The sequence below is a fragment of the Pseudomonas sp. Leaf48 genome, from assembly GCF_001421885.1.
GTDB lineage: Bacteria > Pseudomonadota > Gammaproteobacteria > Pseudomonadales > Pseudomonadaceae > Aquipseudomonas.
This window is the reverse complement of the sequence record NZ_LMLH01000008.1, coordinates 1-24,854: the sequence shown is the minus strand read 5'-3', so window position 1 is coordinate 24,854 and position 24,854 is coordinate 1. Positions and strand designations below refer to the sequence as shown.

Sequence of the window (24,854 nt, the reverse complement as noted above, 5' to 3'; positions counted from 1 at the left end):
CCCCTGCAAAAACGTATTAAGCCCGCTGACTCAGCCAGGCATGCAATTGTGAAAAACGGTCAATGGCCAGACGCGGCTCGAACAGCTTCAGCGCCTCGATCGATTGAGCGCCATAGCTGACCGCCACCGAATCCATGCCGGCATTACGCGCCATCTGCAAATCGAACGATGAATCGCCGACCATCAACGCCTGCTCCGGGCGAACCTCGCAATGGGCGAGGATCTGCTCAAGCATCAACGGATGGGGCTTGCTGGCGGTTTCGTCCGCCGCGCGGGTGATATCGAAATAATTTTCCCAGCCATGGGATTTCAGCACCCGATCCAGACCACGACGAGCCTTGCCCGTCGCCACTGCCAAATGATACCCCTCCTCCCTGAACGCCTCGAGCGACTCGACCACTCCTTCAAACAAAGGCGAAGGCACCGCCTCCGAGGCGATGTAGTGGTCGGCATAGTGCTGGCGGAACGCTACAAGCTCGGTATCGCCGATTTCGGGATACAACGTGCGGATGGCTTCCGGCAGACCCAGGCCGATGATGCCCTTGACGGCAAAATCATCGCGCAACTCAAACCCCGAACGCTCGGATGCCACGTGCATCGCCTCGACAATCCGACCAATGGAATCAGCCAGGGTGCCATCCCAATCAAAAATCAGCAGCTTGTAGTCAGATGGGCGCACTCAATCGCTCCACGGTCTTGGCCCACATCTCGTCGACTGGCGCCGAAAGCTTCAGTTCGCCACCATCCGGCAACGGCACGGTCAGCATGTAGGCGTGCAGGAACAAGCGCTTGCCGCCCAGATCGCGGATCTCCTTGCTGAAACCCTCTTCGCCGTATTTGGTATCGCCAGCGATGCAATGCCCGGCGTGCAAGGTATGCACACGGATCTGGTGAGTCCGACCGGTAATCGGCTTGGCTTCGATCAAGGTGGCAAAGTCGCCGAAGCGACGCAGGACCTTGAACACGGTCACGGACTCCTTGCCCTCCTCTTCGTCGACCTCGACCATGCGCTCGCCGGAGCGCAGATTGCTCTTGCCCAGCGCTGCACGGACTTGCTTGATCGAGCTTGCCCAATTGCCACGGACCAGTGCCATGTAGCGCTTGTCGACGCCATCACCGCGCAACGCGGTGTGCAAGTGGCGCAACATGCTGCGCTTCTTGGCGATCATCAGCAGGCCGGACGTGTCACGGTCGAGACGGTGTACCAGTTCGAGTTCCTTGCAATCAGGGCGCAACTGACGGAAAGCTTCGATGACACCGAACGTCAGGCCGCTACCGCCATGGACAGCGATGCCGGCAGGCTTGTTGATCACGATCAGCGCCTTGTCTTCGTAGACAATCGAGGCCTCGAGGCGCTGCAGCAGGCCTTGTGCCAGCGGCACCGGCTCGTCTCGCTCAGGCACGCGAACCGGCGGCACGCGCACGATGTCGCCGGCCTGAAGCTTGTACTCGGGCTTGATCCGCCCCTTGTTCACGCGCACTTCGCCTTTACGCAAAATGCGGTAAATCAAGGTCTTGGGCACGCCTTTGAGCCGGGCGAGAAGGAAGTTATCAATGCGTTGGCCGGCATATTCCGGCGAGACCTCAAGCAGTTGTACGCCTGGAGTCGGGGGGGTAGTCGTCGTCATGCCGCGAATGATAACAATTTTTTATGGAATTGAAGCACTTAATCATTGCTGCTATAGTCGCGAACGCCGCCAAAAGCGGCCTGGACAGTGGTACAACGGTCAAAAACCGACCCTGACCAACGCAATTCACCAGGACGCGAGGCCGTCCTACGGGGCTTTTGCTACGTAACGGTGGAGTTTGCAGGTGTAACGAGCGCAGGTGACATGAGGCCTGAATCAAGCCGTAAAGCAGAGTTTCCACTCCCTTGCGAGCCAATATTCACGGCCAGTTCACAAAGTGCAGTCAGCTGCTGATGACCCCGAGCGAATGCTTCGGAAACAACGCCTAAATTAGCCATGATGCGTGACCTCCCCTTTCGGAGCTCACGGTAAATGCCAACCCGCTGCGGATTCTGCGCGCGGCAGCACCCGAATTATCAGGGATACGTGTAGGGTGGAGATGCACAACCGCTGGACTGTGTAGCAATAGGCTTTATCAAGACGCTTCATCTCGTCCACAGCCGCCGGTTGATTCCTCCTCCTGACTGAGTGCTTAAGTAGCCACAGCAAGCAGGACGCGTACGTCGCGATGAAGGCCCACATTGGCCGGACTTCGCTGGACACGGGAATGGCCAACCACTCCCGACGCACCTGACACCGACCATGAGAAGTCGTGTGTGCCGAACGCCGTTTCCGGCAGCCCGGAAACCGACGGTACTACATGAAAAGAATGCTGATTAACGCAACTCAACCCGAAGAGTTGCGTGTTGCACTGGTAGACGGCCAGCGCCTCTACGACCTGGACATCGAATCCGGTGCACGCGAGCAGAAGAAGGCCAACATCTATAAAGGCCGGATTACTCGCATCGAACCAAGCCTTGAGGCTGCCTTTGTCGATTTCGGCTCCGAGCGCCACGGCTTCCTGCCCCTCAAAGAAATCTCCCGCGAATACTTCAAGAAAGCCCCTGAAGGCCGCGTCAACATCAAGGACGTCCTGAGCGAAGGCCAGGAAGTCATCGTTCAGGTGGAAAAAGAGGAACGTGGCAACAAGGGCGCAGCCCTGACCACTTTCATCAGTCTGGCCGGTCGTTACCTGGTGCTGATGCCGAACAACCCGCGTGCCGGCGGTATCTCCCGTCGCATCGAAGGCGAAGAGCGCAATGAACTGCGCGAAGCGCTGAACGGCCTGGTTGCCCCGGCCGACATGGGTCTGATCGTGCGCACTGCCGGCCTTGGCCGCAGCAGCGAAGAAATGCAGTGGGACCTCGACTACCTGCTGCAACTGTGGACCGCCATCAAAGAAGCGTCGCTGGATCGCTCCGCGCCATTCCTGATCTATCAGGAAAGCAACGTGATCATCCGCGCCATCCGCGATTACCTGCGCCAGGACATCGGCGAAGTGCTGATCGACAGCGTTGAAGCCCAGGACGAAGCCCTGACCTTCATCCGCCAGGTGATGCCGCAGTACGCCAGCAAGATCAAGCTGTACGAAGACAGCGTGCCGCTGTTCAACCGTTTCCAGATCGAAAGCCAGATCGAGACCGCTTTCCAGCGCGTCGTCGAGCTGCCTTCCGGCGGTTCCATCGTCATCGATCCGACCGAAGCCCTGGTGTCCATCGACATCAACTCGGCGCGCGCCACCAAAGGCAGCGACATCGAAGAGACCGCACTGCAGACCAACCTTGAAGCCGCCGAAGAAATCGCCCGTCAGTTGCGCCTGCGCGACATCGGCGGCCTGATCGTCATCGACTTCATCGACATGACCCCTGCCAAGAACCAGCGCGCCGTGGAAGAGAAAGTCCGCGAATGCCTGGAAGCCGACCGCGCTCGCGTGCAAGTCGGTCGCATCTCGCGCTTCGGCCTGCTGGAAATGTCCCGTCAGCGCCTGCGTCCATCGCTTGGCGAAAGCAGCGGCATCGTTTGCCCGCGTTGCAACGGCACCGGCATCATTCGTGACGTTGAATCGCTGTCCCTGGCGATCCTGCGCCTGATCGAAGAAGAAGCCCTGAAAGACCGCACCGCCGAAGTTCGCGCCCAGGTGCCGATCCCGGTCGCTGCGTTCCTGCTCAACGAAAAACGCAACTCGATCACCAAGATCGAACTGCGCACCCGTGCCCGTATCGTCATCCTGCCGAACGATCACCTGGAAACGCCGCACTTCGAAGTTCAGCGCCTGCGTGACGACAGCCCGGAAGCTGCCACCAACCAGTCCAGCTACGAAATCGCCGCTGCCGCTGCCGAAGTCGAAGAAGTCCAGCCAGCTGCCGCGACCCGTACCCTGGTTCGCCAGGAAGCCGCGGTCAAGACCGCGCCGGCCCGCGCCAACGCTCCTGTTCCGACTGAAGTCGTTGCTGCCCCGGTTGCTGCACCAGCCACCGTGCCGGAGCCAAGCCTGTTCAAAGGCCTGGTGAAGTCCCTGGTCAGCCTGTTCGCCACCAAGGAAGAGCCTGCGGCTCCAGTTGTGGTTGAAAAACCGGCGAGCGAGCGTCCGGCCCGCAACGAAGAGCGTCGCAACGGTCGCCAGCAAAGCCGCAACCGTAACGGTCGCCGCGACGAAGAGCGCAAGCCTCGCGAAGAACGTGCACCGCGTGAAGAACGCGCACCACGTGAGCCACGCGAAGAGCGTCAGCCACGGGAAGTTCGCGAGCCTCGCGAGACCCGTGAAGAGACTCCGGCAGTAGCCCGTGAAGAACGCGCACCACGCGCTCCGCGTGAAGAGCGTGCTCCGCGTGCCCCGCGTGAAGACCGCAAGCCACGTGGCGAGCGTGAAGAGCGCGTGCGCGAACTGCGCGAGCCTCTGGATGCCGCTCCGGCCGTTGTTGCTGCTGCCGCCGCTGTTGTCGCTGAAGAGCGTCCAGCCCGTCAGCCACGTGAAGAACGTGCTCCACGCCCACCGCGTGAAGAGCGTCAGCCACGTGCCGAACAAGCCGCTGCTGCCGTCGCCGAAGAAGAACTGACCACAAGCGAAGAGCAACTGCAGGAAGACGGTCAGGACAGCGCCGAAGGCGATCGTCCACGCCGCCGCTCCCGTGGCCAGCGTCGTCGCAGCAACCGTCGCGAGCGTCAACGTGATGCCAATGGCAACGTGATTGAGGGTTCGGAAGAATCCGAGTCCGGCGAAGCCAGCGAAACCGCCGCCACCAGCGAAGCGCCAAGCACTGCCGATCTGGCCGCCGGCCTGGCTGTTACCGCCGCTGTTGCCAGCAGCGTGATCAGCGCGCCAGCCGAAGCCCAGGCTAACGAGCAAGCCGAACGCGCCACTGCTTCTACCCAGGAAACCGCTCCGGTCGAAGCGCCAGTCGTTGAAGCGACTACGCCGGTAGAAGTGACCGCATCGCCGGAAATCGAAGTCGCCCCTGCACCTCAGGCACAACCTGTGTTCGAGGCCGCCGCCGAGCCAGCTCCAGTGGTTGAAGCACCTGCCGTGGTTGCAGAACCGGTTGTCGAGACCGTGACTGAAACCGTGACCGAGACTGTGCGTGAAGTTCGCGAAGAGCAGACCGCGTTCAACTGGGTGGCGGAGCCTTCCGTAGCCGAAACGCCAGCGCCTGCGCCGGTTGCAGAGGCCGAAGTAGCTCAAGCCATGGTCTCCGAGCCTGTGGTTGCTGCTGCAGAGCCGGCTCCAGCACCAGAACCAGCGATTGAAGCGCCAGTCGTCGAAGCGCCGGTTGTTGCCGAAGCTCCAGCACCTGTGGCCGAAGCAGCCCCTGCCAGCGCCCTGACGCCAAGCGGCCGTGCACCTAACGATCCGCGTGAAGTGCGTCGCCGCAAGCGTGAAGCCGAACGCCTGCAGAAGGAAGCCGAACTGGCTGGCGCTGCAGCTCCGGTTGCCGAAGTGGTCGAGGCAGCACCTGCCCCGGTTGCAGAAGCCGCTGTTGAGTCGGTGATCGACGAAGCACCTCGCTCCGTTCAGGAAGCCGTAGAGCAACAGGAACAAGCCCTGGAAAAAGAACACGAGCCTAAACCTCTCGTCTGATTCCATCGGCCACTAAAAAGCCCCGCCTGGTGACCCAGGCGGGGCTTTTTTATGATGCAATTCGTCCACACATTCACCGCGAATCCCCCCTGCTCGCTCCTACAGGGAATCGGTGTTTACAGGAAGGTCAGCTTTTCCGGGACATCCACGTCCCATAGCACTCCCGGGTCATCCACTGCCACCTCTACCACCCGCCCCTGCGCAAACAGCGGTTTGGCGCCACGATCTCCCGACAGCGCCATCAATCCTGCGGCAAAGTCGCGCCCGAACCCGACCGGATGCCCGTACTCACCATTCTGTACCGGCACGCTGATACTGTCGTGGCTAATCCCCACCAGCACTTGCTCGACGCTGGACGGCAGAATAAATGGCATATCCCCCAGCACCATCAACCAGCCATCGAGTTGCGCGCACTCAGCGACGCCCGCAGCAATGCTGTCGCCCATGCCGGACGATTCGATCAACACAATCTCGCAGCCATAGGCCTGGGCCATGCGAATGACCTGAGGGCGGTCAGCAGTGGTTACCAGCACACGCTTGTCGAGAGCGGGTGGCAGATTCCTCAGAACGTGCTCGATGACAGATCGAACTGCACCGTCGCGACCGGGGCAATCGGCCAGTAATTTGTCCTTGTCGGCTCCGGCAACCTGACGAAAGCGACTGCCCTGCCCCGCTGCCAACACAATGACGCCGATGGATTCGGTCATACACGCTCCTGCAACGGTTTCTTCTGTTTCAGTTCGACACCATTTTTGATCGCCACGATTTCCGCCATTAGCGACAGGGCGATTTCCGCCGGGTTATGGCTGCCGATGTGCAAACCGATCGGCCCATGCAAACGATCAATGGCCTGTGGCGACAAGCCCAGTTGAGCCAGATTTTCCCGGCGCTTCTGGCTGTTGACCCGCGAACCCAATGCGCCGACGTAGAACGCCCTGGAGTCGAGCGCCGTGAGCAACGCCATATCATCCAGGCGCGGGTCGTGAGTCAGTGCCACGATGGCCGTGCGCTCATCGGCCAGGATATTCAGCACCGCCTCGTCGGGCATGCCCGAGACAAAACGACCGTGCTGTTCTTCCCAGCCGTAGACAAACTCGGTGCGCGGATCGCAGATCAGCACCTCGAAATCGAGTAATCGCGCCATTTCGGCGACGTATCGGGACAACTGCCCCGCACCGATCAGCAACAGACGCCAGCGCGGACCGTAGATTGCACGCAAGGTCTGGCCGTCAAAGGTCAACAGGTCGGTTTTGCCAGCGGGCTGCAATACCACTTCGCCCGTCGCCAGGTTCAGCTCACGGGCAACAATTTCATGGGCCTCGCAACGGGCCAGCAATTGCTCGACCCAATCGGCCTCGCCGATACGCTCCTCGGTCAGGCGCAAGGTGCCACCGCAAGGCAGACCGAATCGAGCGGCCTCCTCGCGGGTCACGCCGTAGGTGATCAGCTCCACCGGCGGCCCATCCGGGGTAATTCGCCCGTCGTGCAGGCGGGCGATCAGGTCATCCTCGACACAACCGCCGGAGACCGACCCGATCACCACACCGTCTTCACGCAAGGCCAGCATCGCCCCCGGCGCCCGGGGCGCGGTGCCCCAGGTTTCGACCACGCTGTACAGCATCACGCGCTGCCCGGCACGGCGCCATTGCAGCACGCTGCGCAGGACATTCAGGTCGGCGCTGTCCATCAAGCCTGCGCCTTTTGCCAGCCCGACAGCTGATAACGCACCGGCAGATCACGGATGCGTTTGCCGGTGGCGGCAAAAATGGCATTGCACAGTGCCGGCGCAATCGGCGGCACACCCGGCTCACCGACGCCCCCCAACGGCACGTCGCCCGGCGGCGTCACCAGATGCACGGCAACCTCTTTTGGCGCCAGGGACATACGCGCCACTTCATACATATGGAAGTTGTCCTGTTGGACCTTGCCATCCTTGAAGCTGATTTCCCCCAGCACCGCATTGCCCAGGCCCATGACACAGGCACCCTCGAATTGCGCGCGAATGCGCTCGGGATTGATTTGCGGCCCGCAATCGACGGCGATGTCCGCCTTGTGCACGATCAAGGTACCGTCGTCCTTGACTTCGACTTCGATCACCGCCGCCACATAGGTGACGAAACTGTAATGCACCGCCAGGCCCAAGCCTCGACCTTTGGGCAGTTCGCGCCCCCAACCGGCGGCTTTGGCCGCGGTTTCCAACACCGTGCGCAGGCGAGCAGTATCGATCGGGTAACGCTCGGGAGACTCGCCGTAGTTCCACTCCTCGCTCAAGGTACGTGGATCAATCTTACGGTCCGGGCCGAGCAGTCTGATCTGGTACTTGAGCGGATCTTCCCCGGCCTTGTGCGCCAGTTCATCGATGAAGCTCTGAATCGCGAAGCCGTGGGGAATGTTCGACACCGAGCGATACCAGCCGACCCGCGTGTGCACCGTCGCTTCAGGGTTTTCCAGGCGAATGTTGGGAATCGCATACGCCATGTTGGTAAAGCCCATGCCCAGCTCGAAAGCGGCCTCGTGGTTCATGCCCGGCGCGAACAGCGCGGTGATGCTCGGCGCCACCGTACGGTGCAACCAGCCGGATGGCAGGCCATCCTTGTTCAGGCTGGCCTTGAGGTATTCGGCCGACACTGTATGGAAGTAGGAACAGTGGATGTCGTCTTCACGGGTCCATTGCACCCGCACCGCCTTACCGGGGAACTCCTTGGCAAGAATGGCCGCTTCAATGATGAAATCGGGTTTGGACTTGCGCCCGAAACCGCCGCCCAGCAGCGTGACATTGAGCGTTACGTTATCAAATGGGATACCCAGTCGTTCGCCAATGCGCGTGCGGCTGACCTGCGGCGCCTGACTGGGACCCCAGGCCTCACAAACCCCGTCCTTGTACCGCGCGATGGCGACCATCGGTTCCATCGGCGATTGCGACAGGTGTGGCAGATAGTAGGACGCCTCCAACGTACTGGCCGCGCTGGTCATGGCCTCGTCGATATTGCCGGTGTTGCGCACCACTTTGCCGGGCTTGAGCGAGGCGGCTTCAAGCTCCTTGCGGTAGGCAATCGAGTCGTAACTGGCATTGGGACCGTCATCCCATTCGATCTTCAGTGCCTCGCGACCCTTGATCGCCGCCCAGGTGTTGCTAGCCACCACGGCAACACCACCCAGGGGCTGAAACTCCGATGGCAGTGGCCGACTTTCAATCTGCAGCACCTTGACCACACCTGGGACTTTCATCGCCGCACTGGCATCGAAGGTCTTGACCTTGCCGCCATACACCGCAGGCCGGGCAATGGTGGCAAACAACATGCCGTCGAAATGCACATCGGCGCCGTACACCGCGCGGCCGTTGACGATGTCCTCGCCGTCGATGGCTTTGGTGCCTTCCTTGCCGATGTAGCGAAACTCCGAGGCTTGCTTGAGTTTCAAGCTGTCGCGGGGCGGTACGGCCAAGGCGCCGGCAGCGGCGGCCAAAACACCGTAATCGAGTTCACGACCGCTCGGTTTGTGAATGACTTTATGCAGTTGCGCATGGCACTCACCGACAGGCACTTTCCACTGATCGGCAGCGGCCTGCTCCAGCATGGTTCGCGCAGCGGCACCGCAGCGGCGCATCGGCTCGTACCAGTGGCGCATGCTGCGCGAGCCGTCAGTGTCCTGGTTGCCGAAGCGTACCTCGTCGCCCGGTGCCTGTTGCACTTTGACCCGCGCCCAATCGGCTTCCAGCTCATCGGCCACCACCATGGTCAGGCTGGTGCGCACGCCCTGACCCATTTCCGAACGGTTGCAGACCACCGTCACCGTGCCATCGGCGGCGATGCTGACGTAGACCTTGGGATCATCGACCCAGCCATGGGGCATACCTTCGGCGCCGAACTTCTTGTCTTTTTCTTCGGCAAACGCATCCTGCCAACCCCAACTTGCGGCGATGACCAGCGCACTGGTAGCGCCCACGCCTTTGAGGAAACCGCGACGACTGAGATTGCTCAGGGCGAAATCATTTGGCAACCGATTCATGCCTTGGCCTCCTTCAGGTGGGTGGAGGCCTGACGGATAGCCGTCTTGATGCGGTTGTAAGTGCCGCAGCGACAGATGTTGCCAACCATCGCCTCTTCTATCTGTGCGTCGCTGGGGTCCGGGTTGGTTTTGAGCAGTGCAGTGGCCGACATGATTTGCCCGCCCTGGCAGAAACCGCATTGGGCAACCGCCGTGTCGAGCCAGGCTTGCTGTACGACTTTACCGACCGGATCGGCGTTCAGGTTTTCGATGGTGGTGACGTTCTGCCCCACTACCGAGCCGATCGGCGTGATGCAACTGCGCGCCGGAGCGCCTTCGATATGAATGGTACAGGCGCCGCACAGACCAAGACCGCAGCCGAACTTGGTGCCGTTGTAACCGGCCACGTCGCGGATTGCCCAGAGCAGCGGCATGTCTTCGGTGACGTCGAGCGAATGGTCTTGACCGTTGAGTTTCAGGGTAATCATGGGCACGCCCGCATAGTATGAGGTTATGGGGTCGAGCAATCTGCCGCTTTTGCCAAGCGGTTCGGGTATCGCAGATCGACTCAGGCTGATGGGCTCTCTTGTACGGACGAACTCGTCCGGACCGGGCCTTTGGTAGAGCAAATGCTTGATCGTCAGGTCGCCGGATTAACCCGGTATTAACAAAAAAGCCCTGCACAATTGAGTTTGTGCAGGGCTTTTGGATCAGTCTTGAGAGCTTAGCCTCAATACCGATTAGGCTCCATTTCCAATTCGACCTGGAAACGATCTGCAACGTCTTTCTGTATGCGCTGCGCAAGGTCCAGCAACTGCAGACCGGTCGCATCGCCATAGTTGACCAGCACCAGCGCCTGCAACTTGTGTACGCCTGCGTCGGCTTCGCGGAAGCCTTTCCACCCGGCCCGTTCGATCAGCCAGCCAGCGGCCAGTTTCATCTGCCCGTCGGCTTGGGCATAGGCCACCAGGTCGGGGTATTCACCCTTCAGACGTGCGGCCAGTTCGCCGGACACCAGGGGGTTCTTGAAGAAGCTGCCGGCATTGCCAAGCACGGCCGGGTCTGGAAGCTTTTCGCTGCGAATGCTGCAGATCGCCTGGCTGACATCGCTGGCGGTGGGATGCTCGATGCCTTGCTCGGTCAGGCGCTGACGCACCGGGCCGTATTCCAGGTGCAAATGTGCAGCGCGGTCGAGGGTGAAACGCACACGCAGGATCAACCAGCGTCCCGGGTCCTGTTTGAACAGGCTGTCGCGGTAGGCGAAGTTACACTCCTCCAGGCTGAAGTCGCGAAGCTCGCCGCTATGGCGATCCAGAGCAGTAAGGCCGGCGAACACATCCTTGATCTCGACGCCATAGGCACCGATGTTCTGCATCGGTGCCGCGCCAACAGTACCCGGGATCAGGCTTAGATTCTCCAGGCCGGACAACCCCTGTGCCAGGGTGTGCTGGACGAACGGATGCCAAGGCTCGCCCGCCTGCGCTTCAATCACCACCTTGCTGCCGTCATCGCTCAATACGCGAATCCCGCGCGTGGCCATGCGCAACACCAGCGCCTCGATATCGGCGGTCAGCAACAAGTTGCTGCCGCCACCGATGACCAGCACCGGCACCTTGTGTTCCAGCCCGTAGGCCAGGGCTTCGCGCACATCCGCGTCGCTATGGGCCTCGGCAAACCAGCGCGCCTGGACGTCCACGCCAAAGCTGTTGAACGGCTTGAGCGAAACCTGTGACCGAACCTGCAAACTCATAACCGTCCCTTCAATTCGATCACCAACAGATCGCTGGCGCGCTCGATCAAGTCGAGCACCTGCTCAAAACCCTGGTCGCCGTCATAGTACGGGTCCGGGACTTCATCGATTGGCGACTGATAACGGCGCAGGAACAAATCCAGCTCAGCCTTGCCCTTGGGCGGCTGCAAGGCCTTGAGGTTGCGCAGGTTGCTGTTATCCATCGCCAGGATCAGGTCGTACGTGGCGAAATCGGCGCGGCTCACTTGCCGGGCACGCTGGGCAGACAAATCGTAGCCACGCAGCTTTGCCGCCGCCTGGCTGCGCCTGTCCGGTGCCTTGCCGACGTGCCAGTCGCCGGTGCCGGCGGAAGCGACTTCGACCTGCGTGGCCAGCCCCGCTTCGCGCAGCTTATGCCGCAGCACCCCTTCGGCCGTGGGAGAACGGCAGATGTTGCCCAGGCAGACAAACAGAACCCGCATCAGGCCTCCAGCAGGCGACGAACGCGCTCGAGGTCTTCAACGGTATCAACGCCGGTTGGCGGCGCGATCAATGCATCGGCGACGTGAATCCGCACACCGTGCCACAGGGCACGCAGCTGCTCCAGCGATTCGGTGTTTTCCAGCCAGCACGGGCCCCAGCTGACAAAGTCATGCAGGAAACCGGCGCGGTAGGCATAGATGCCGATATGGCGGCGATACGGCACGCCTTCCGGCAGCTGCTCGCGGCTTTTCGCGAAGGCATCCCGCGCCCAGGGCAAGGTAGCGCGACTGAACGTCAGTGCCAGCCCGTTGAGGTCGCTGACGACCTTGACCACGTTGGGATTGAACAGGGTTTCCACGTCTTCGATCGGCTCGGCCAACGTGGCCATGCGCGCCTCGGTGTGGGCAGCCAGGTTGGCGGCCACCTGATCGATCACGCTCGGCGGAATCAGCGGCTCGTCGCCCTGAACGTTGACCACGATGGCATCGGCGGCCAGTCCCAGCTTCGACGCCACTTCAGCCAGGCGATCGGTACCGGAATTGTGATCTTCTCGGGTCAGCACCACTTCGGCGCCGAAACCTTTGCAGGCCTCGACTATTCGCGCATCGTCCGTGGCCACGACCACACGCTCGGCACTGCTTTTGCTCGCCTGCTCCCAGACGTGCTGGATCATCGGCTTGCCGGCAATCAGCAGCAGCGGCTTGCCCGGCAGACGGGTAGAGGCATAACGCGACGGAATGACGACGGTAAAGGCGGTGGTCATTTATCCAGACGCTCATCGGTGGTCAGGGTGCGCGCTTCGGATTCGAGCATCACCGGGATGCCGTCACGAATCGGGTAGGCCAGGCCGGCGCCCTTGCTGATCAGCTCGGTCTTGTCGGCGCTGAGTTTGAGCGGGCCTTTGCAGACCGGGCAAGCGAGGATGTCGAGCAATTTGGTGTCCATGAGCATTCCCTGGATAAAAACGGATTTAAGGCAAAAGACGATTCGGCAACAGGCGCATCAGCTGCGTATCGAACCAGGCCACAAAGGCCGGTGATGGCACAGCATCGACCGCCAGGTACCACCAATCGGCGGCGGCGAAGGCACGGCACTTCACCGCGTCCTTTTCCGTCATCACCAACGGCAATGACGGCGTGAAATTCAAGGCCTGCACACTGTATTCAGCGTGGTCGGCAAATGCGTGGGGTACAGGCTGCCAGTGTAGCGTTTCGAGGGTGTTGAAGAAACGTTGCGGATTGCCGATCCCGGCCACCGCATGCACGGCTTGTCCCGCCGGGAAATGGTCAAGTGGGCGGCGTTCGCCACTGTTCAGGTTGACCAGCGCGGTGGGTTGCAGCTGGAAGGCAAAGCCATCGTTGCGGTCAGCGTTGGCTCCGTTGTAGAGCACCGCGTCTACGCTTTGCAGGCGCTCGACCGGCTCGCGCAAGGGCCCGGCCGGCAGGCAGCGGCGGTTGCCCAGGCCACGGGCGGCGTCGATCAAGACCAGTTCCAGGTCGCGGGCCAGGCGGTAATGCTGCATGCCGTCGTCGGACAGAATCAGGTCCAGCGGTTCACTGGCCAGCAGCGCTTTGACGGCGTTGCTGCGATTGGGATCAATCATTAACGGCACACCGGTACGCTGGACAATCAGCAGCGGTTCATCGCCGGCAACGTCGGCGCCCTGCTGGGCCTCGACCCGCCACGGCAACTGCGGCGGTTTGGCGCCGTAGCCCCGACTGACCACCCCCACCCGCAGGCCACTGCGCTGGCAATGCTGGATCATCCACAAGATCAGCGGCGTCTTGCCGGTGCCACCCACGGTGATATTGCCGACCACGATCAACGGCACGGGTGGCTGATAGATCTCGCCCTCACCGGCCAGGAAGCGCTTGCGCTTGTTGATGACCACGCGCCGGTACAACCACTCCAGAGGCTGCAACAGTTTCAGGGCCGGATGACCTGCGTACCAGGCGGCGAGCAATCGATCGGACATGGCCATCAGGGCGCGGGCGGCGCCGCCTCGACAGTGGTCATGCGCAAATGGCTGAAACCGAGCTTGCCGGCGGCATCCATGGCGGTGATGACGGACTGATGCTGGGTCTTGCCGTCAGCGCTGATGGACAGCGGCCGGCTGGTATCGCCATTGGCCTCTTTTTGCAGCGCATCCATCAGCGAAGCGAGGTCGCTTTTCGGCAGGATCTGGTTGTTCACCGAGAACACGCCGTCCGCGCTGATGGTGATGTCCACCGGCTTGCTCTGGTCTTCGGCCGGTGAGCCGGTGACCGCTTCCGGAAGATCGACGCGCAGCTGGGTTTCACGGGTAAAGGTGGTGGTCACGACAAAAAACAGCAGCAGGATAAACACCACGTCGATCAGCGACGCGAGATTGATGTCCACCGTTTCCCGAGGTTTGCGGCGGAATTTCACGCTTTGCTCCCGGCCAGGTCCACATCACGGTCGCCCTGCACGACTTCGACCAGCTTGATCGCTTCCTGCTCCATCCCGACCACCAGCTCGTCGATCCGGCGTTGCAGGAAACGGTGGAAGAACACCGCTGGAATACCCACCATCAGGCCGGCGGCCGTGGTGATCAGCGCCTTGGAGATACCACCGGCCAGCACCGAGGCGTTGGTGGTCATGCCGGAACCTGTGAATGCGCTGAAAATGTCGATCATGCCCAGCACCGTGCCCAGCAGGCCCAGCAATGGCGCCATGGCGGCAATAGTGCCAAGGGCGTTGACGTAACGTTCCAGCTCATGGATGACCCGTCCGGCGGCCTCCTCGATGCACTCTTTCATGATCTCGCGACCATGCCTGGAGTTGGCCAGGCCGGCGGCCAGAATTTCGCCCAAGGGCGAGTTGGCGCGCAGTTCCTTGAGTTTGTCCTTATTGAGTTGCTTGTCCTTGATCCAGACCCAGACCTGCCCGAGCAAATGCTCCGGGGTCACGCGACTGGCCCGCAGCGTCCATAGACGCTCGGCGACGATTGCCATGGCCGCGATGGAGCTCAAAATGATCGGCAGCATCATCCAGCCGCCGGATTTGACCAATTCCCACACAGTGACAGTCCCCTCGAAAAAGTTCGCCACTCTAACATAGGGGGTCGGCGCACCGAAGACCGGCATGTCGCATACGGTCGGGCATCGATATTACCGGGTCATGGACTTGAAGGCGGCGGATTGCGCCAGAAGCGCCGTTCCTGGCGCATTGTCCACGGCGCTTCGAAACGCCCCAGTTGCAGATGAATGGCACCCTGCTCGGCGCTGTCATAGATCTGCACACCACGCCTGCGATAGCGCTCCAGCACCGTAGGGTGCGGGTGGCCGAATGAATTGCCCTGCCCCCGGGAAATCAGGACTGCCTTGGGTTGCAATCGCCCGAGCAGGGCCATCGACGACGAACTGCGACTACCGTGATGCGGGGCCTGTAACCAGTCGGTGGGAACGCCAAGGGGGCTGTCGAGCAAAGCCCGCTCAGCCGCGGCGTCGATGTCCCCGCCCAGCAACATTCCCTCGCCACCGGCTTCAATGTGCAGCACGCAGGAGTGTTGATTACTGTCGCCGGCCGACGCCCATTGCCAGAGCTGGAAGTTCACCCCGTCCCACGCCCATTGTCGAGCGCTGTCACAGCCCTCGGCATTCAATCCAGCCGGCAGTCCCTCAGGCTCGCCAGCCATTACCCGCTTGACCCGCAGCCCCCGGGCCACCGCCGGCGCACCGCCAGCATGATCAGCGTGGGCGTGACTGATCAGCATCAGGTCCAACTCGTCCACCCCCAGCTTGCGCAAGGTCGGTAGTACGACTCGCTCGCCCAGATCTGAATCCCCCATACGCGGGCCGGCGTCATATAAAAGCGCGTGGTTGCGGGTTCGCACCAGGATAGCCAGGCCTTGTCCGACATCCAGTTGCCATATTTCAGCGATGCCTGGCGGCAACAGTGGTCGGGGCGGAAAAACCAACAGCAGCAACATCGGCCAGCCCAGCCAGCGCAGCGGCACGCCTTTGGGCATCAGCAGCAGAACGGCGCCCAGCGCACCAATCACCCATGCCCACAGCGGGACTGCGGGCGGGACCCATGCAGGAAGGTGTCCGGCCATCAGACCCAGACCGGTGAACAGCCAGTCGATCAGCCCACCGGCCAGCCACAGCAAGCTCTCCCCTAGCACCGGAATGGGCAACAACAGCGTGCCCAGCAGCGCCGGTGGCAGCACCACCATACTGATCCAGGGCACCGCCAGCAAATTGACCAGCGGCCCACTGAGGCTGATCGGCAGTCCGAGAATCAACAGCAGCGGGCACAGACCGATCGCGATCAACCACTGGGCGCGAGTCCAGGACTGCCACCACCGCCAAGGGCCCAGCCGCCCGCCAAAAATGAAAATCAACACCGCCACTGCAGCGAACGATAACCAGAAACCCGGCTGCAGGCTGGCCAGCGGATCCATCAGCAAGACGCCGTTGAGTGCCAGCAACAGTGGCCACCAGGCGCCGACATGGCGAAAACGCAGGCGCCAAAGCAGCACCAGGCCGATCATCACGCAGGCGCGCCGCACAGGCACGTCAAAGCCAGCCAACAGCCCGTAACCCAGTGCGGCGGCGAATGCCAGTGCACATGCCCAGGGCAACCAGGGCAAACGACCCGGCCACAGCCCATAACGCGCCAGCCCGGCGATCAGCAGGTACACCAACCCGGCCAGCAAACCGATGTGTTGTCCGGAAATCACCAGCAGATGGACAGTGCCGGTGTCTTGCAGCACTTGCCAGTCTTCGCGGCTCAGGCCGGCGCCATCCCCCAGTACCAGCGCAATCAATGCACCGGTACGCCCCTGGGCATCCACAGCCTGCAGGCGCTGGCGGATACCGTCGCGCCAGGCCCATCGGGCTTCGCTCAGTCGATTGCCATCCTTGACCGATCCAGTGGCACCGATACGTTGCGCCAGCAGCCAGGCGTCGTAATCGAAGGCATGGGGATTGAGCAGCCCGGCGGGACGTTTCAATTTGACCGCCAGCCGCCAGCGCTCGCCGGCCATGACCGGCGGCCCGCCATACCAGGCCAGGCGCATGCGTCGCGGTAATGCCGCACGCCGCGACTGGCTGTCGCTCAGTTCGAATCGCACCACTGCGCCGGCATTCTGCGGCAACCCGGTAACCCGCCCTTCAAGCCAGAGTGTTTCACCGTCCAGCCGCGCCATCAGGCGATCATCCAGCGCCCATTGGGCATTGGCGCACGCCCAACTCAAGCCGAACAGGAAAAACGCCACCGGATAGGTCCTGAACGGCAATAGCATCAAAGCCATCACCGGTAGCAACAGCAACAACCAGACCGGCGGTAATACCGGCAAAAAACGCAAGGTCAGCAGACCCAACGCCAGCGCCATCACCCCTGTGCGCATAAGCTCGTCCTTGAGAGTCCCCTCCAAGGCTTAGCCGGTTCGTCGCACGTCTGCCGTTAACAATTGTCACAAAGTCTGAATAGTCAGGTCATGGAATCCAGACATACTTGCCGCCTTCACCGATCGAGAAGCCTTATGCCCCGGCGCTTATTCAAACGTTACATGCCAGATCCGGCCAGCATCAGGGAACACAAATCCTTACGCTTTCTTGGCTCCCTGCTGCATGACCCGAACCTCTGGCACCTCAACCGCCACTCGGTCGCCCGCGCCATGGCGGTGGGCCTGTTCGCGGCGTTCCTGCCGATCCCGATGCAAATGCTGCTGGCCGCCTTTCTCTCGATCATGGTGCGCGGCAACATTCCGATTGCCGTCAGCCTGGTCTGGCTGACCAATCCGATCACGATGCCGGCGGTGTTCTATTGCACCTACCAGACCGGCGCCTGGCTGATGGACGTCCCCGCCCGGAGCTTGCCGGATGAGTTGAGCTGGGAATGGGTCAGGGGCGAACTCTCGACCTTGTGGCAGCCGTTTCTACTGGGGTCAGTAGTGACCGGCGTGGTCCTTGGGGCGTTGGCGTATTTTCTGGTGATGATGTATTGGCGATGGTGGGTGGCGCGGCAATGGCGGCGGCGTAAGCAGCGTCGGATGTGAGGGGGCGCCTCCCGCAAAAGCAAAGCGATTCTAGCTGTAGCTCGGCCTGTTTGGATGGGTGTACACCCGACAGCTTTTCTGTGGGAGCGAGCCTGCTCGCGATGGCGGTGGGTCAGGCCACATTGATGCTGGACGTGCCGGCCTAATCGCTGGCAAGCCAGCTCCTACAGTTTTTGCGTAAGCATTCGAACCCAGTTAGAAAAGCTTTTGCTTTTGCTTTTGCTTTGGCTTGGCATTTGATTTTGATCTGCCTGCCCCGTTTCCAGAGGCCGAACGCAGGCGTTGCGCAGGGGGCACCGCGGCATGGATGCCGCGGTAGCCGCCCTCGGCCATGGATGGCCGATGGCGGCGGGCCCCCGGAGCAATGCCGGAGTGAGGGAATGCCGAGCCTAGGCGAGGCACCGAATGGTGGGGCAAGACCTTTTGGTTACTTTTGGGGCGTTTGCCAAAAGTGACCCGCTGTAAGAGCGGAACCATAAGCGGCCGTTACCGCAGCAACGGATATGTACTCGGTCAAAAACAACCGAAACTCAAGTCCGCATCCCCCGCCCACTCACCAACAACCGCGCACACCCCACATACAACACCACAGTCGCCACCAGCATAAAGGTGATAGCAATACTGATCCGAATATCCGAAACCCCAAGAATCCCATACCGAAACGCATTGACCATATGCAAGACCGGATTGGCCATAGACACCGTCTGCCAGAACGGCGGCAGCAACGAGATCGAATAAAACACCCCGCCAAGGTAAGTCAAAGGCGTCAGCACAAAGGTCGGAATAATCGAAATATCATCAAAGTTACGCGCAAACACCGCGTTGATGAACCCCAGCAGCGAAAAGATCGTCGCGGTCAGCACCACCACCAGAATGGTCACGCCCAGGTGATGCACCTGCAGATCGGTAAAGAACAGCGACAGCAGCGTCACGATGATCCCTACCATCAACCCGCGCAACACGCCGCCCAGGGTGTAGCCGATCAGAATCGTGTGCGGTGACAAAGGCGACACCATCAATTCTTCGATGGAGCGCTGAAACTTGCTGCCGAAGAAACTCGATACCACGTTGCCATAGGAGTTAGTGATCACTGACATCATGATCAGCCCCGGCACGATGTACTCCATGTAGGTAAAGCCACCCATGTCGCCGATCTGCCGACCGATCAGATTACCGAAGATCACGAAGTACAAAACCATGGTGATCGCCGGCGGCAGCAGGGTCTGCGGCCAGATCCGGGTAAAACGCCGGACCTCACGGTAGACGATGGTATTGAGGGCGACGAGATTGGGGCGCAGCTCGGAACTCATACCGCCACCTTAGACAGATTTTTCTCCACCAGGGACACGAACAACTCCTCGAGGCGATTGGTTTTGTTACGCAGGCTCAGAACTTCGATGTTCTGCTGCGCGAGCTGAGTGAACAGCGCAGTGATACCCATGGACTTGTCCACCTGGACTTCCAGGGTATGGCTATCAAGCAGCCTTGACGGGTAACCGAGCAGTTGCGGCGCGGCAGCCAGATTGCCTTTGAGGTCCAGCAGGAAGGTTTCGACATGCAGTTGGCTGAGCAACTGACGCATGCTGGTGTTCTCGACAATGGTGCCGTGGTCGATGATGCCGATGTTGCGGCACAACTGTTCAGCCTCTTCCAGGTAGTGAGTGGTAAGGATGATGGTGATGCCTTTCTGGTTCAGCTCGGTGAGGAAGCTCCACATCGAGCGACGCAGTTCGATGTCCACCCCGGCAGTCGGTTCGTCGAGGATCAGCAGGCGCGGTTCATGAACCAGCGCACGCGCGATCATCAGTCGCCGCTTCATGCCGCCGGACAGCGAACGCGACGGCACATCGCGCTTGTCCCACAGGCCGAGCTGGGTCAGGTACTGCTCGGCCCGCTGCTTGGCGATTTTTGCCGGGATGCCGTAGTAACCCGCCTGGGTCACGACGATGTCGAAGGTCTTTTCAAACTGGTTGAAGTTGAATTCCTGGGGCACTACGCCGATCGAGCGCTTGAGCGCCGCAGGATTCTTGTCCAGGTCATGGCCAAAGATATTCACTGTTCCGCTGGTCTTGTTCACCAGGGTCGAGAGAATGCCGATGGTCGTGGATTTGCCGGCGCCGTTCGGGCCGAGCAAGGCGAAAAAGTCACCTTCGGCCACTTCCAGATCGATACCACTCAGGGCCTGGAAACCGTTGCCGTAGGTTTTGGTTAGCTGCCGGATGGACAGAGCGGAACTCATATCGGATTTACGCACCAGGAAGGAGGGAATGGGCCAGATAAGGGCGGGCGGCGAGCATTGCAACCACGTCGCATACACACAATGGTGCTTGTCGCCGCCACACAAGTACAGTCAAGTGTGTCGATAGTGATTATTAAGTCAACGCGGTCATAACCGCCTTCTGATAGGCCGGACGCTGCTTGAGCCGTTCGTACCAGGCCTCCAGATGAGGCTGTGGTGCACGCTCGATCGGCATCTCGAACCAGGCATAAATAAAACTGCCGAGGGGAATGTCACCCATGCCAATCTCGTCACCAGACAGCCAGGGTTTGACCGCCAGCGCCTGGTCGGCCATAGCCAGCAGCGTGTCGCACTCTTTGATCGCCGCCTTGATCGCCGGCCAGTCCTGCTGCTCGGCCGGGGTGCGCAACACGCCCCAGAACACCGTGCGGAACGGGCCGGCAATGCTGAAGGAGGTCCAGTCCATCCACTTGTCGGCATTGGCCCGGCCTTGCGGGTCCGCCGGATACCAGGACGTGCCGTGGGCGTGGCGAGCCATCAGGTAGCGCACGATGGCATTGGATTCCCACATGACAAAGCCGTCATCTTCAATCATCGGCACCCGGCCGTTGGGGTTCATCGCGCGGTACTCGGGCGTATCGACGACACCAAAGGCACCACCCGCATCGATGGCTTCATAGGCAAGCCCCAGTTCCTCGGCGGCCCACAACGGCTTTTTGACATTCGATGAGTTTTTCCGACCCCAGATCTTCAGCATGACCGCCTCTTTTTCGATAAGTGGGCAGGCAGCATACGCCGGATCAGGCGCGACTCAAATCGCTCTGCATGTCCCCCAGCAGTGGTTGCTGGTGCTCACCGAACAGATGCGGGTAGCACTTTTTCAAGTGCTCGAAAAAGAACGCTTGCGGCACGTCGGTGAACTGGCCGTGATCGGCAACGTACTCCATCAGCTTCGCGCCATCGCGATTGAAGGGATGAAAGACACTGTCATTGACCCCGTCGAATTCCAGCGGCGCCACATTGAACAGGTCACAGAGCTTCTGGTTGAACGCCGGAGTCGCCTTGACCCAGCGATCCTGCAAGTAAAACTCGGTATATCCATGCATCGCGAACACGTCGCTCTTGAGCAATTCGAGCAGGCGTGGCGTCGACAAATGATTGCGCACATCCGCCAGGCCGATCCGCGCGGGAATGCCGCAATGCCGGGCGCAACCTGCCAGCAGCGTGGCCTTGGGCACGCAGTAACTTTCCCCCGCCGCCAGCGCATGACTACCGCACAAGGTCTGTGGATCAAGGCTGAAGGTATAAGGGTTGTAGCGCACCGCCTCGCGCACGGCGTAGTAGAGATTGATCGCCTGCCCAAGCGGATCGCGACTGACGCCACGGTGTTTTTCGGCGAACTCCACCACACATGGGTGGTCACTATCGATGAAGCGGCCGGGACTCAGATACTCGTGCATGAGAACAATCTCCTGGGGAAGCCCCGAGTCTAGCGAGAGGTTCAGCACAGAGATAACGACATTTCGGCCAAACATGGGCGCTTTGCCGCTCGCTCAACCAACGCTTTTCCCACGCCTGCTGCCATGCGGGCCTACGAAAACCATCCAGGGTTTCCTACGATTTCAATCACATCGCTCTGACCACCCCGTTCTGTGGATGCCGTCTAAGCTCTGAGGGCTGGTCTGCCCTGGTTTCACGGAGGATTAAATATGCTGCTGTTGTGGATTCTGGTACTGCTAGTCGGGGTTGCTTATCTGGCTCACCGCCGAATTGACCCGCTGCCTGCCCTGGGCATCGTTGCCATTTACGTCGTGGCGATGGGTGCGTTCAGCCGCGCACCGGGCTGGCTGCTGCTGGTTTTCTGGGTGCTGATCGCCGCCGTTGCCGCGCCATTGCTGCTGCCGGACCTGCGGCGCAAATTCTTCAGCGCACCGCTGTTCAACTGGTTCCAGAAAACCCTGCCGCCGATGTCGCAAACCGAACGCGATGCCATCGACGCCGGCACGGTATGGTGGGATGGCGAACTGTTCAGCGGTCGCCCGGACTGGAACAAGTTGCTTGCCTACCCGAAAGTGCAATTGAGCGAAGAGGAACAGGCGTTCATCGATGGACCGACCGAGCAACTCTGCGCCATGGTCAGCGAATGGCAGATCGGTCAGACCATGGACCTGCCTGCCGAAGCCTGGGCGTTCATCAAGGAAAACGGATTCTTTGCCCTGATCATTCCCAAGGAGTTTGGCGGCAAGGGTTTCTCGGCCTATGCCCACTCGCAGGTGGCAATGAAACTGGCGAGCCACAGCGGCGACCTGGCGTCTACGGTGATGGTCCCCAACTCCCTCGGACCGGCCGAATTGTTGCTGCACTACGGCACCGACGAACAACGCAATCATTACCTGCCACGGCTGGCACGCGGTGATGAAATCCCCTGCTTTGCCCTCACAGGCCCACTGGCCGGCTCCGATGCCGGTGGCATGCCGGATTCCGGGGTGATCTGCAAAGGACAATGGGAAGGTAACGAAGTCCTCGGCCTGCGCCTGAACTGGGAAAAGCGCTACATCACCCTCGGCCCGGTGGCCACCCTCCTCGGCCTGGCGTTCAAAGCCTACGACCCCGATCACCTGTTGGGCGACCAGGAAGACCTGGGCATCAGCCTTGCGCTGATTCCGACCGACACCGCCGGCGTTGAAATCGGCCGCCGGCACCTGCCTTTGGGCGCAGCGTTCATGAACGGCCCGAACGCCGGCAAGGATGTGTTCGTACCGCTGGAGTTCCTCATCGGCGGCCAGGAAATGCTCGGCAAAGGCTGGATGATGCTGATGAATTGCCTGTCGGTCGGGCGTTCCATTTCCCTGCCGGCGGTGGGCACCGGCATGGCCAAGTTCACCAGTCTGGTGACCGGCCAATACGCGCAGATTCGCGAACAGTTCAACGTGCCAATTGCCGCCTTCGAAGGCATTCAGGAAGCCATGGCGCGTATCGGCGGCAACGCCTGGATGATGGACGCCGCACGGATGCTCACCGCCAACGCGGTGGATCTGGGCGAGAAACCGTCGGTGTTGTCGGCGATTCTCAAGTACCACCTCACCGAGCGCGGCCGCGACTGCATCAGCGACGCCATGGACGTGCACGGCGGCAAGGCGATCATCATGGGGCCGAACAATTACCTCGGTCGCAAATGGCACGGCGCGCCGATCTTCATCACCGTGGAAGGCGCCAACATTCTCTCGCGCAACCTGATGATCTTCGGCCAGGGCGCGATTCGCTGCCACCCCTTCGTGCTCAAGGAAATGGCGCTGGCCAGCCGTGAGGACAAGGATCAGGCACTGACCGAGTTCGATGGTCTTCTGCTCAAGCACATCGGTTTCGCCGTGAGCAACGCGGCCAGCACCCTGGTGCTGAACCTGGGCTTCGGCCATCTGGAATCAGCTCCGGGCGACAAACTCAGCCAGGGTTATTTCCGCGCCCTCAACCGTCAGGCCGCCGCCTTTGCCCTGCTCGCCGACCTCAGCATGATGCTGCTGGGCGGTGAACTGAAACGCCGCGAACGCCTGTCGGCGCGGCTCGGTGATGTGTTGAGCAACATGTACCTGGCCTCCGCCGCGCTCAAGCGTTACCACGACCTCGACTCACCGCAGTACATGACGCCACTGTTCACCTGGGCCATGGAAGAAAGCCTGGGGCAGGCCGAGCGAGCCATGGATGAACTGCTGAGCAACTTCCCGAACAAGGTACTGGGCTGTCTGCTGCGAGTGATCGTGTTTCCATTCGGCCGCCGCCACAAAGGGCCGTCGGACAAACTCGGTGCCGAAGTCGCTGCGCTCATTGGCCGCGCCAAGGGTGATCCGGCACTGGAAGAAATGCTGCTCGGTTGCTATCGCCCACAATCGGCCGATGATCCGGTCGGCGCCCTGCAACATGCCTGTGATCTGTTGAACGCGGCACAACCGCTGCAGAAAAAACTGCATGTAGCGCTCAAGAGCGGTCAGGTCAAACCGGTTGCGGGTGAACATGTGATCGATGCCGCGCTTGAGGCCGGCGTATTGCAGCCGGTGGAAGCGCAAACCTTGCGTGAAGCAGAAGCGGCCCGACGCAAAGTGATCGATGTCGATGACTTCGACAAACAGGACATCGCGCTGGCGGCGGGACAAGTCCGCTGATCCAGCACAACCTGTGCAATGTGTAAAAAAGGGCGCAGGAGCTTTATACTCCCGCGCCCGTTTTGCTCTTGAGGACTTATCTCGTGTCCAACATCGTTGCCGATCATCTCGTTTTACTCGACCACTTGCGCAGCATCCTGGTCGCCGTAGGTGAGGCCGAGCAGGTTCCCGACGAAAGTCATGCCTTGTTCCTCGAGCGCTTCGACGAACTGCTTGCACTACTGCCAGTCGATCCGATCGAAAGCCAGTATCTGGGCCAGGACATCCTGTGCCAGGTCATCACCCGCTACCCGCAAATCGCTCACCTGGTCCCGCGCGACCTGCTGTGGTACTTCGCCGGCGACTGCCTGCACTACATGCCCGATGATGAAATCGACCTGTATCAGGCACTGGAAGAACGTCGCTTCGAAGCCCAACAGAACGACGAACCTTTCGACTGGAACCAGGAAAAACAGCTGCTGGCTATGTCGAATCAGGACAGCAAGCACTGATCTACGACCCGCAATGCAAAAAGGCCCGCATGGATGAACATGCGGGCCTTTTTTTGGGTTCTGTCCCGTCCTGAATAAGGTTTACACCTTCTGACCTATTTTCAGGAGGGAGCAATGGATTCGGGGAAAAGGCGCAGTCAGCGCGATTACACGCTGGCTT

General features: G+C 60.9%; 22 protein-coding genes. 4 read left to right on the top strand and 18 right to left on the bottom strand.

Annotation, left to right across the window (positions count from 1 at the left end):
* Positions 1–16 precede the first annotated feature (16 nt).
* Both ASE98_RS07850 and rluC read right to left on the bottom strand, forming a co-directional pair.
* On the bottom strand, positions 17–679 hold the full coding sequence (locus ASE98_RS07850) for an HAD-IA family hydrolase (RefSeq protein WP_060540816.1): 663 nt from the start codon (positions 677–679) through the stop codon (positions 17–19).
* Positions 666–1,628: a 23S rRNA pseudouridine(955/2504/2580) synthase RluC gene (gene rluC, locus ASE98_RS07845; RefSeq protein WP_060540815.1), complete on the bottom strand. Its 963-nt coding sequence runs from the start codon at positions 1,626–1,628 to the stop codon at positions 666–668. The genes ASE98_RS07850 and rluC overlap by 14 nt, the downstream gene beginning before the upstream one ends.
* Before the next feature lie 700 nt (positions 1,629–2,328).
* On the opposite strand from rluC, the gene rne reads away from it, so the two are divergent.
* On the top strand, positions 2,329–5,583 hold the full coding sequence (rne, locus tag ASE98_RS07840; RefSeq protein ID WP_060540814.1) for a ribonuclease E: 3,255 nt from the start codon (positions 2,329–2,331) through the stop codon (positions 5,581–5,583).
* 116 nt (positions 5,584–5,699) lie between these two features.
* On the opposite strand, the gene ASE98_RS07835 is transcribed toward rne, so the two are convergent.
* The 12 genes from ASE98_RS07835 to ASE98_RS07780 all read right to left on the bottom strand — a co-directional run bounded on the left by ASE98_RS07835 (position 5,700) and on the right by ASE98_RS07780 (position 17,156).
* Complete coding sequence (locus ASE98_RS07835; protein WP_060540813.1) at positions 5,700–6,290, bottom strand: nucleotidyltransferase family protein; 591 nt, start codon at positions 6,288–6,290, stop codon at positions 5,700–5,702.
* Positions 6,287–7,270 (bottom strand): XdhC family protein, encoded by a 984-nt coding sequence (locus tag ASE98_RS07830; protein ID WP_060540812.1) that lies wholly within the window; start codon positions 7,268–7,270, stop codon positions 6,287–6,289. The genes ASE98_RS07835 and ASE98_RS07830 overlap by 4 nt, the downstream gene beginning before the upstream one ends.
* Positions 7,270–9,591 carry a xanthine dehydrogenase family protein molybdopterin-binding subunit gene (locus tag ASE98_RS07825; protein ID WP_060540811.1) on the bottom strand — a complete coding sequence of 774 codons (2,322 nt, stop codon included), beginning with the start codon at positions 9,589–9,591 and terminating at the stop codon, positions 7,270–7,272. Before ASE98_RS07825 ends, ASE98_RS07830 begins: the two co-directional genes overlap by 1 nt.
* Complete coding sequence (locus ASE98_RS07820; RefSeq protein ID WP_060540810.1) at positions 9,588–10,058, bottom strand: (2Fe-2S)-binding protein; 471 nt, start codon at positions 10,056–10,058, stop codon at positions 9,588–9,590. The genes ASE98_RS07825 and ASE98_RS07820 overlap by 4 nt, the downstream gene beginning before the upstream one ends.
* A gap of 242 nt (positions 10,059–10,300) precedes the next feature.
* Positions 10,301–11,320 carry a UDP-N-acetylmuramate dehydrogenase gene (murB, locus tag ASE98_RS07815; protein WP_060540809.1) on the bottom strand — a complete coding sequence of 340 codons (1,020 nt, stop codon included), beginning with the start codon at positions 11,318–11,320 and terminating at the stop codon, positions 10,301–10,303.
* Positions 11,317–11,781, bottom strand: a complete 465-nt coding sequence (locus ASE98_RS07810) for a low molecular weight protein-tyrosine-phosphatase (RefSeq protein ID WP_060540808.1) — start codon at positions 11,779–11,781, stop codon at positions 11,317–11,319. Before ASE98_RS07810 ends, murB begins: the two co-directional genes overlap by 4 nt.
* The gene (gene kdsB, locus ASE98_RS07805) at positions 11,781–12,545 is read right to left on the bottom strand and encodes a 3-deoxy-manno-octulosonate cytidylyltransferase (protein WP_060540807.1); all 765 of its coding nucleotides are present in this window, start codon (positions 12,543–12,545) and stop codon (positions 11,781–11,783) included. Before kdsB ends, ASE98_RS07810 begins: the two co-directional genes overlap by 1 nt.
* On the bottom strand, positions 12,542–12,727 hold the full coding sequence (locus tag ASE98_RS07800) for a Trm112 family protein (protein ID WP_003179363.1): 186 nt from the start codon (positions 12,725–12,727) through the stop codon (positions 12,542–12,544). The genes kdsB and ASE98_RS07800 overlap by 4 nt, the downstream gene beginning before the upstream one ends.
* A gap of 25 nt (positions 12,728–12,752) precedes the next feature.
* Positions 12,753–13,763 carry a tetraacyldisaccharide 4'-kinase gene (gene lpxK, locus ASE98_RS07795; RefSeq protein ID WP_060540806.1) on the bottom strand — a complete coding sequence of 337 codons (1,011 nt, stop codon included), beginning with the start codon at positions 13,761–13,763 and terminating at the stop codon, positions 12,753–12,755.
* Positions 13,763–14,191: an ExbD/TolR family protein gene (locus ASE98_RS07790; RefSeq protein ID WP_060540805.1), complete on the bottom strand. Its 429-nt coding sequence runs from the start codon at positions 14,189–14,191 to the stop codon at positions 13,763–13,765. Before ASE98_RS07790 ends, lpxK begins: the two co-directional genes overlap by 1 nt.
* Positions 14,188–14,823 carry a MotA/TolQ/ExbB proton channel family protein gene (locus tag ASE98_RS07785; RefSeq protein ID WP_060540893.1) on the bottom strand — a complete coding sequence of 212 codons (636 nt, stop codon included), beginning with the start codon at positions 14,821–14,823 and terminating at the stop codon, positions 14,188–14,190. The genes ASE98_RS07790 and ASE98_RS07785 overlap by 4 nt, the downstream gene beginning before the upstream one ends.
* Before the next feature lie 98 nt (positions 14,824–14,921).
* Positions 14,922–17,156: a DNA internalization-related competence protein ComEC/Rec2 gene (locus ASE98_RS07780; protein WP_060540804.1), complete on the bottom strand. Its 2,235-nt coding sequence runs from the start codon at positions 17,154–17,156 to the stop codon at positions 14,922–14,924.
* 135 nt (positions 17,157–17,291) lie between these two features.
* On the opposite strand from ASE98_RS07780, the gene ASE98_RS07775 reads away from it, so the two are divergent.
* Positions 17,292–17,807: a DUF2062 domain-containing protein gene (locus ASE98_RS07775; protein ID WP_060540803.1), complete on the top strand. Its 516-nt coding sequence runs from the start codon at positions 17,292–17,294 to the stop codon at positions 17,805–17,807.
* A 530-nt stretch (positions 17,808–18,337) separates the two neighbouring features.
* Here ASE98_RS07775 and ASE98_RS07770 read toward each other — a convergent pair.
* The 4 genes from ASE98_RS07770 to ASE98_RS07755 all read right to left on the bottom strand — a co-directional run bounded on the left by ASE98_RS07770 (position 18,338) and on the right by ASE98_RS07755 (position 21,506).
* Positions 18,338–19,117 carry an ABC transporter permease gene (locus tag ASE98_RS07770; RefSeq protein ID WP_060540802.1) on the bottom strand — a complete coding sequence of 260 codons (780 nt, stop codon included), beginning with the start codon at positions 19,115–19,117 and terminating at the stop codon, positions 18,338–18,340.
* Positions 19,114–20,046: an ABC transporter ATP-binding protein gene (locus tag ASE98_RS07765; RefSeq protein WP_060540801.1), complete on the bottom strand. Its 933-nt coding sequence runs from the start codon at positions 20,044–20,046 to the stop codon at positions 19,114–19,116. The genes ASE98_RS07770 and ASE98_RS07765 overlap by 4 nt, the downstream gene beginning before the upstream one ends.
* Positions 20,047–20,179: 133 nt before the next feature.
* Positions 20,180–20,803, bottom strand: a complete 624-nt coding sequence (locus ASE98_RS07760; RefSeq protein ID WP_060540800.1) for a glutathione S-transferase family protein — start codon at positions 20,801–20,803, stop codon at positions 20,180–20,182.
* 43 nt (positions 20,804–20,846) lie between these two features.
* The gene (locus ASE98_RS07755) at positions 20,847–21,506 is read right to left on the bottom strand and encodes a transglutaminase-like domain-containing protein (protein WP_060540799.1); all 660 of its coding nucleotides are present in this window, start codon (positions 21,504–21,506) and stop codon (positions 20,847–20,849) included.
* Positions 21,507–21,755: 249 nt separating this feature from the next.
* Between ASE98_RS07755 and ASE98_RS07750 the strand changes: the two genes are divergently transcribed.
* Together ASE98_RS07750 and ASE98_RS07745 are read left to right on the top strand one after the other, a co-directional pair.
* On the top strand, positions 21,756–24,203 hold the full coding sequence (locus ASE98_RS07750; protein WP_060540798.1) for an acyl-CoA dehydrogenase: 2,448 nt from the start codon (positions 21,756–21,758) through the stop codon (positions 24,201–24,203).
* Between the two features lie 83 nt (positions 24,204–24,286).
* Entirely contained in the window at positions 24,287–24,694 is a 408-nt protein-coding gene (locus ASE98_RS07745; RefSeq protein WP_060540797.1) for a PA2817 family protein, read from the top strand.
* Positions 24,695–24,854 lie beyond the last annotated feature (160 nt).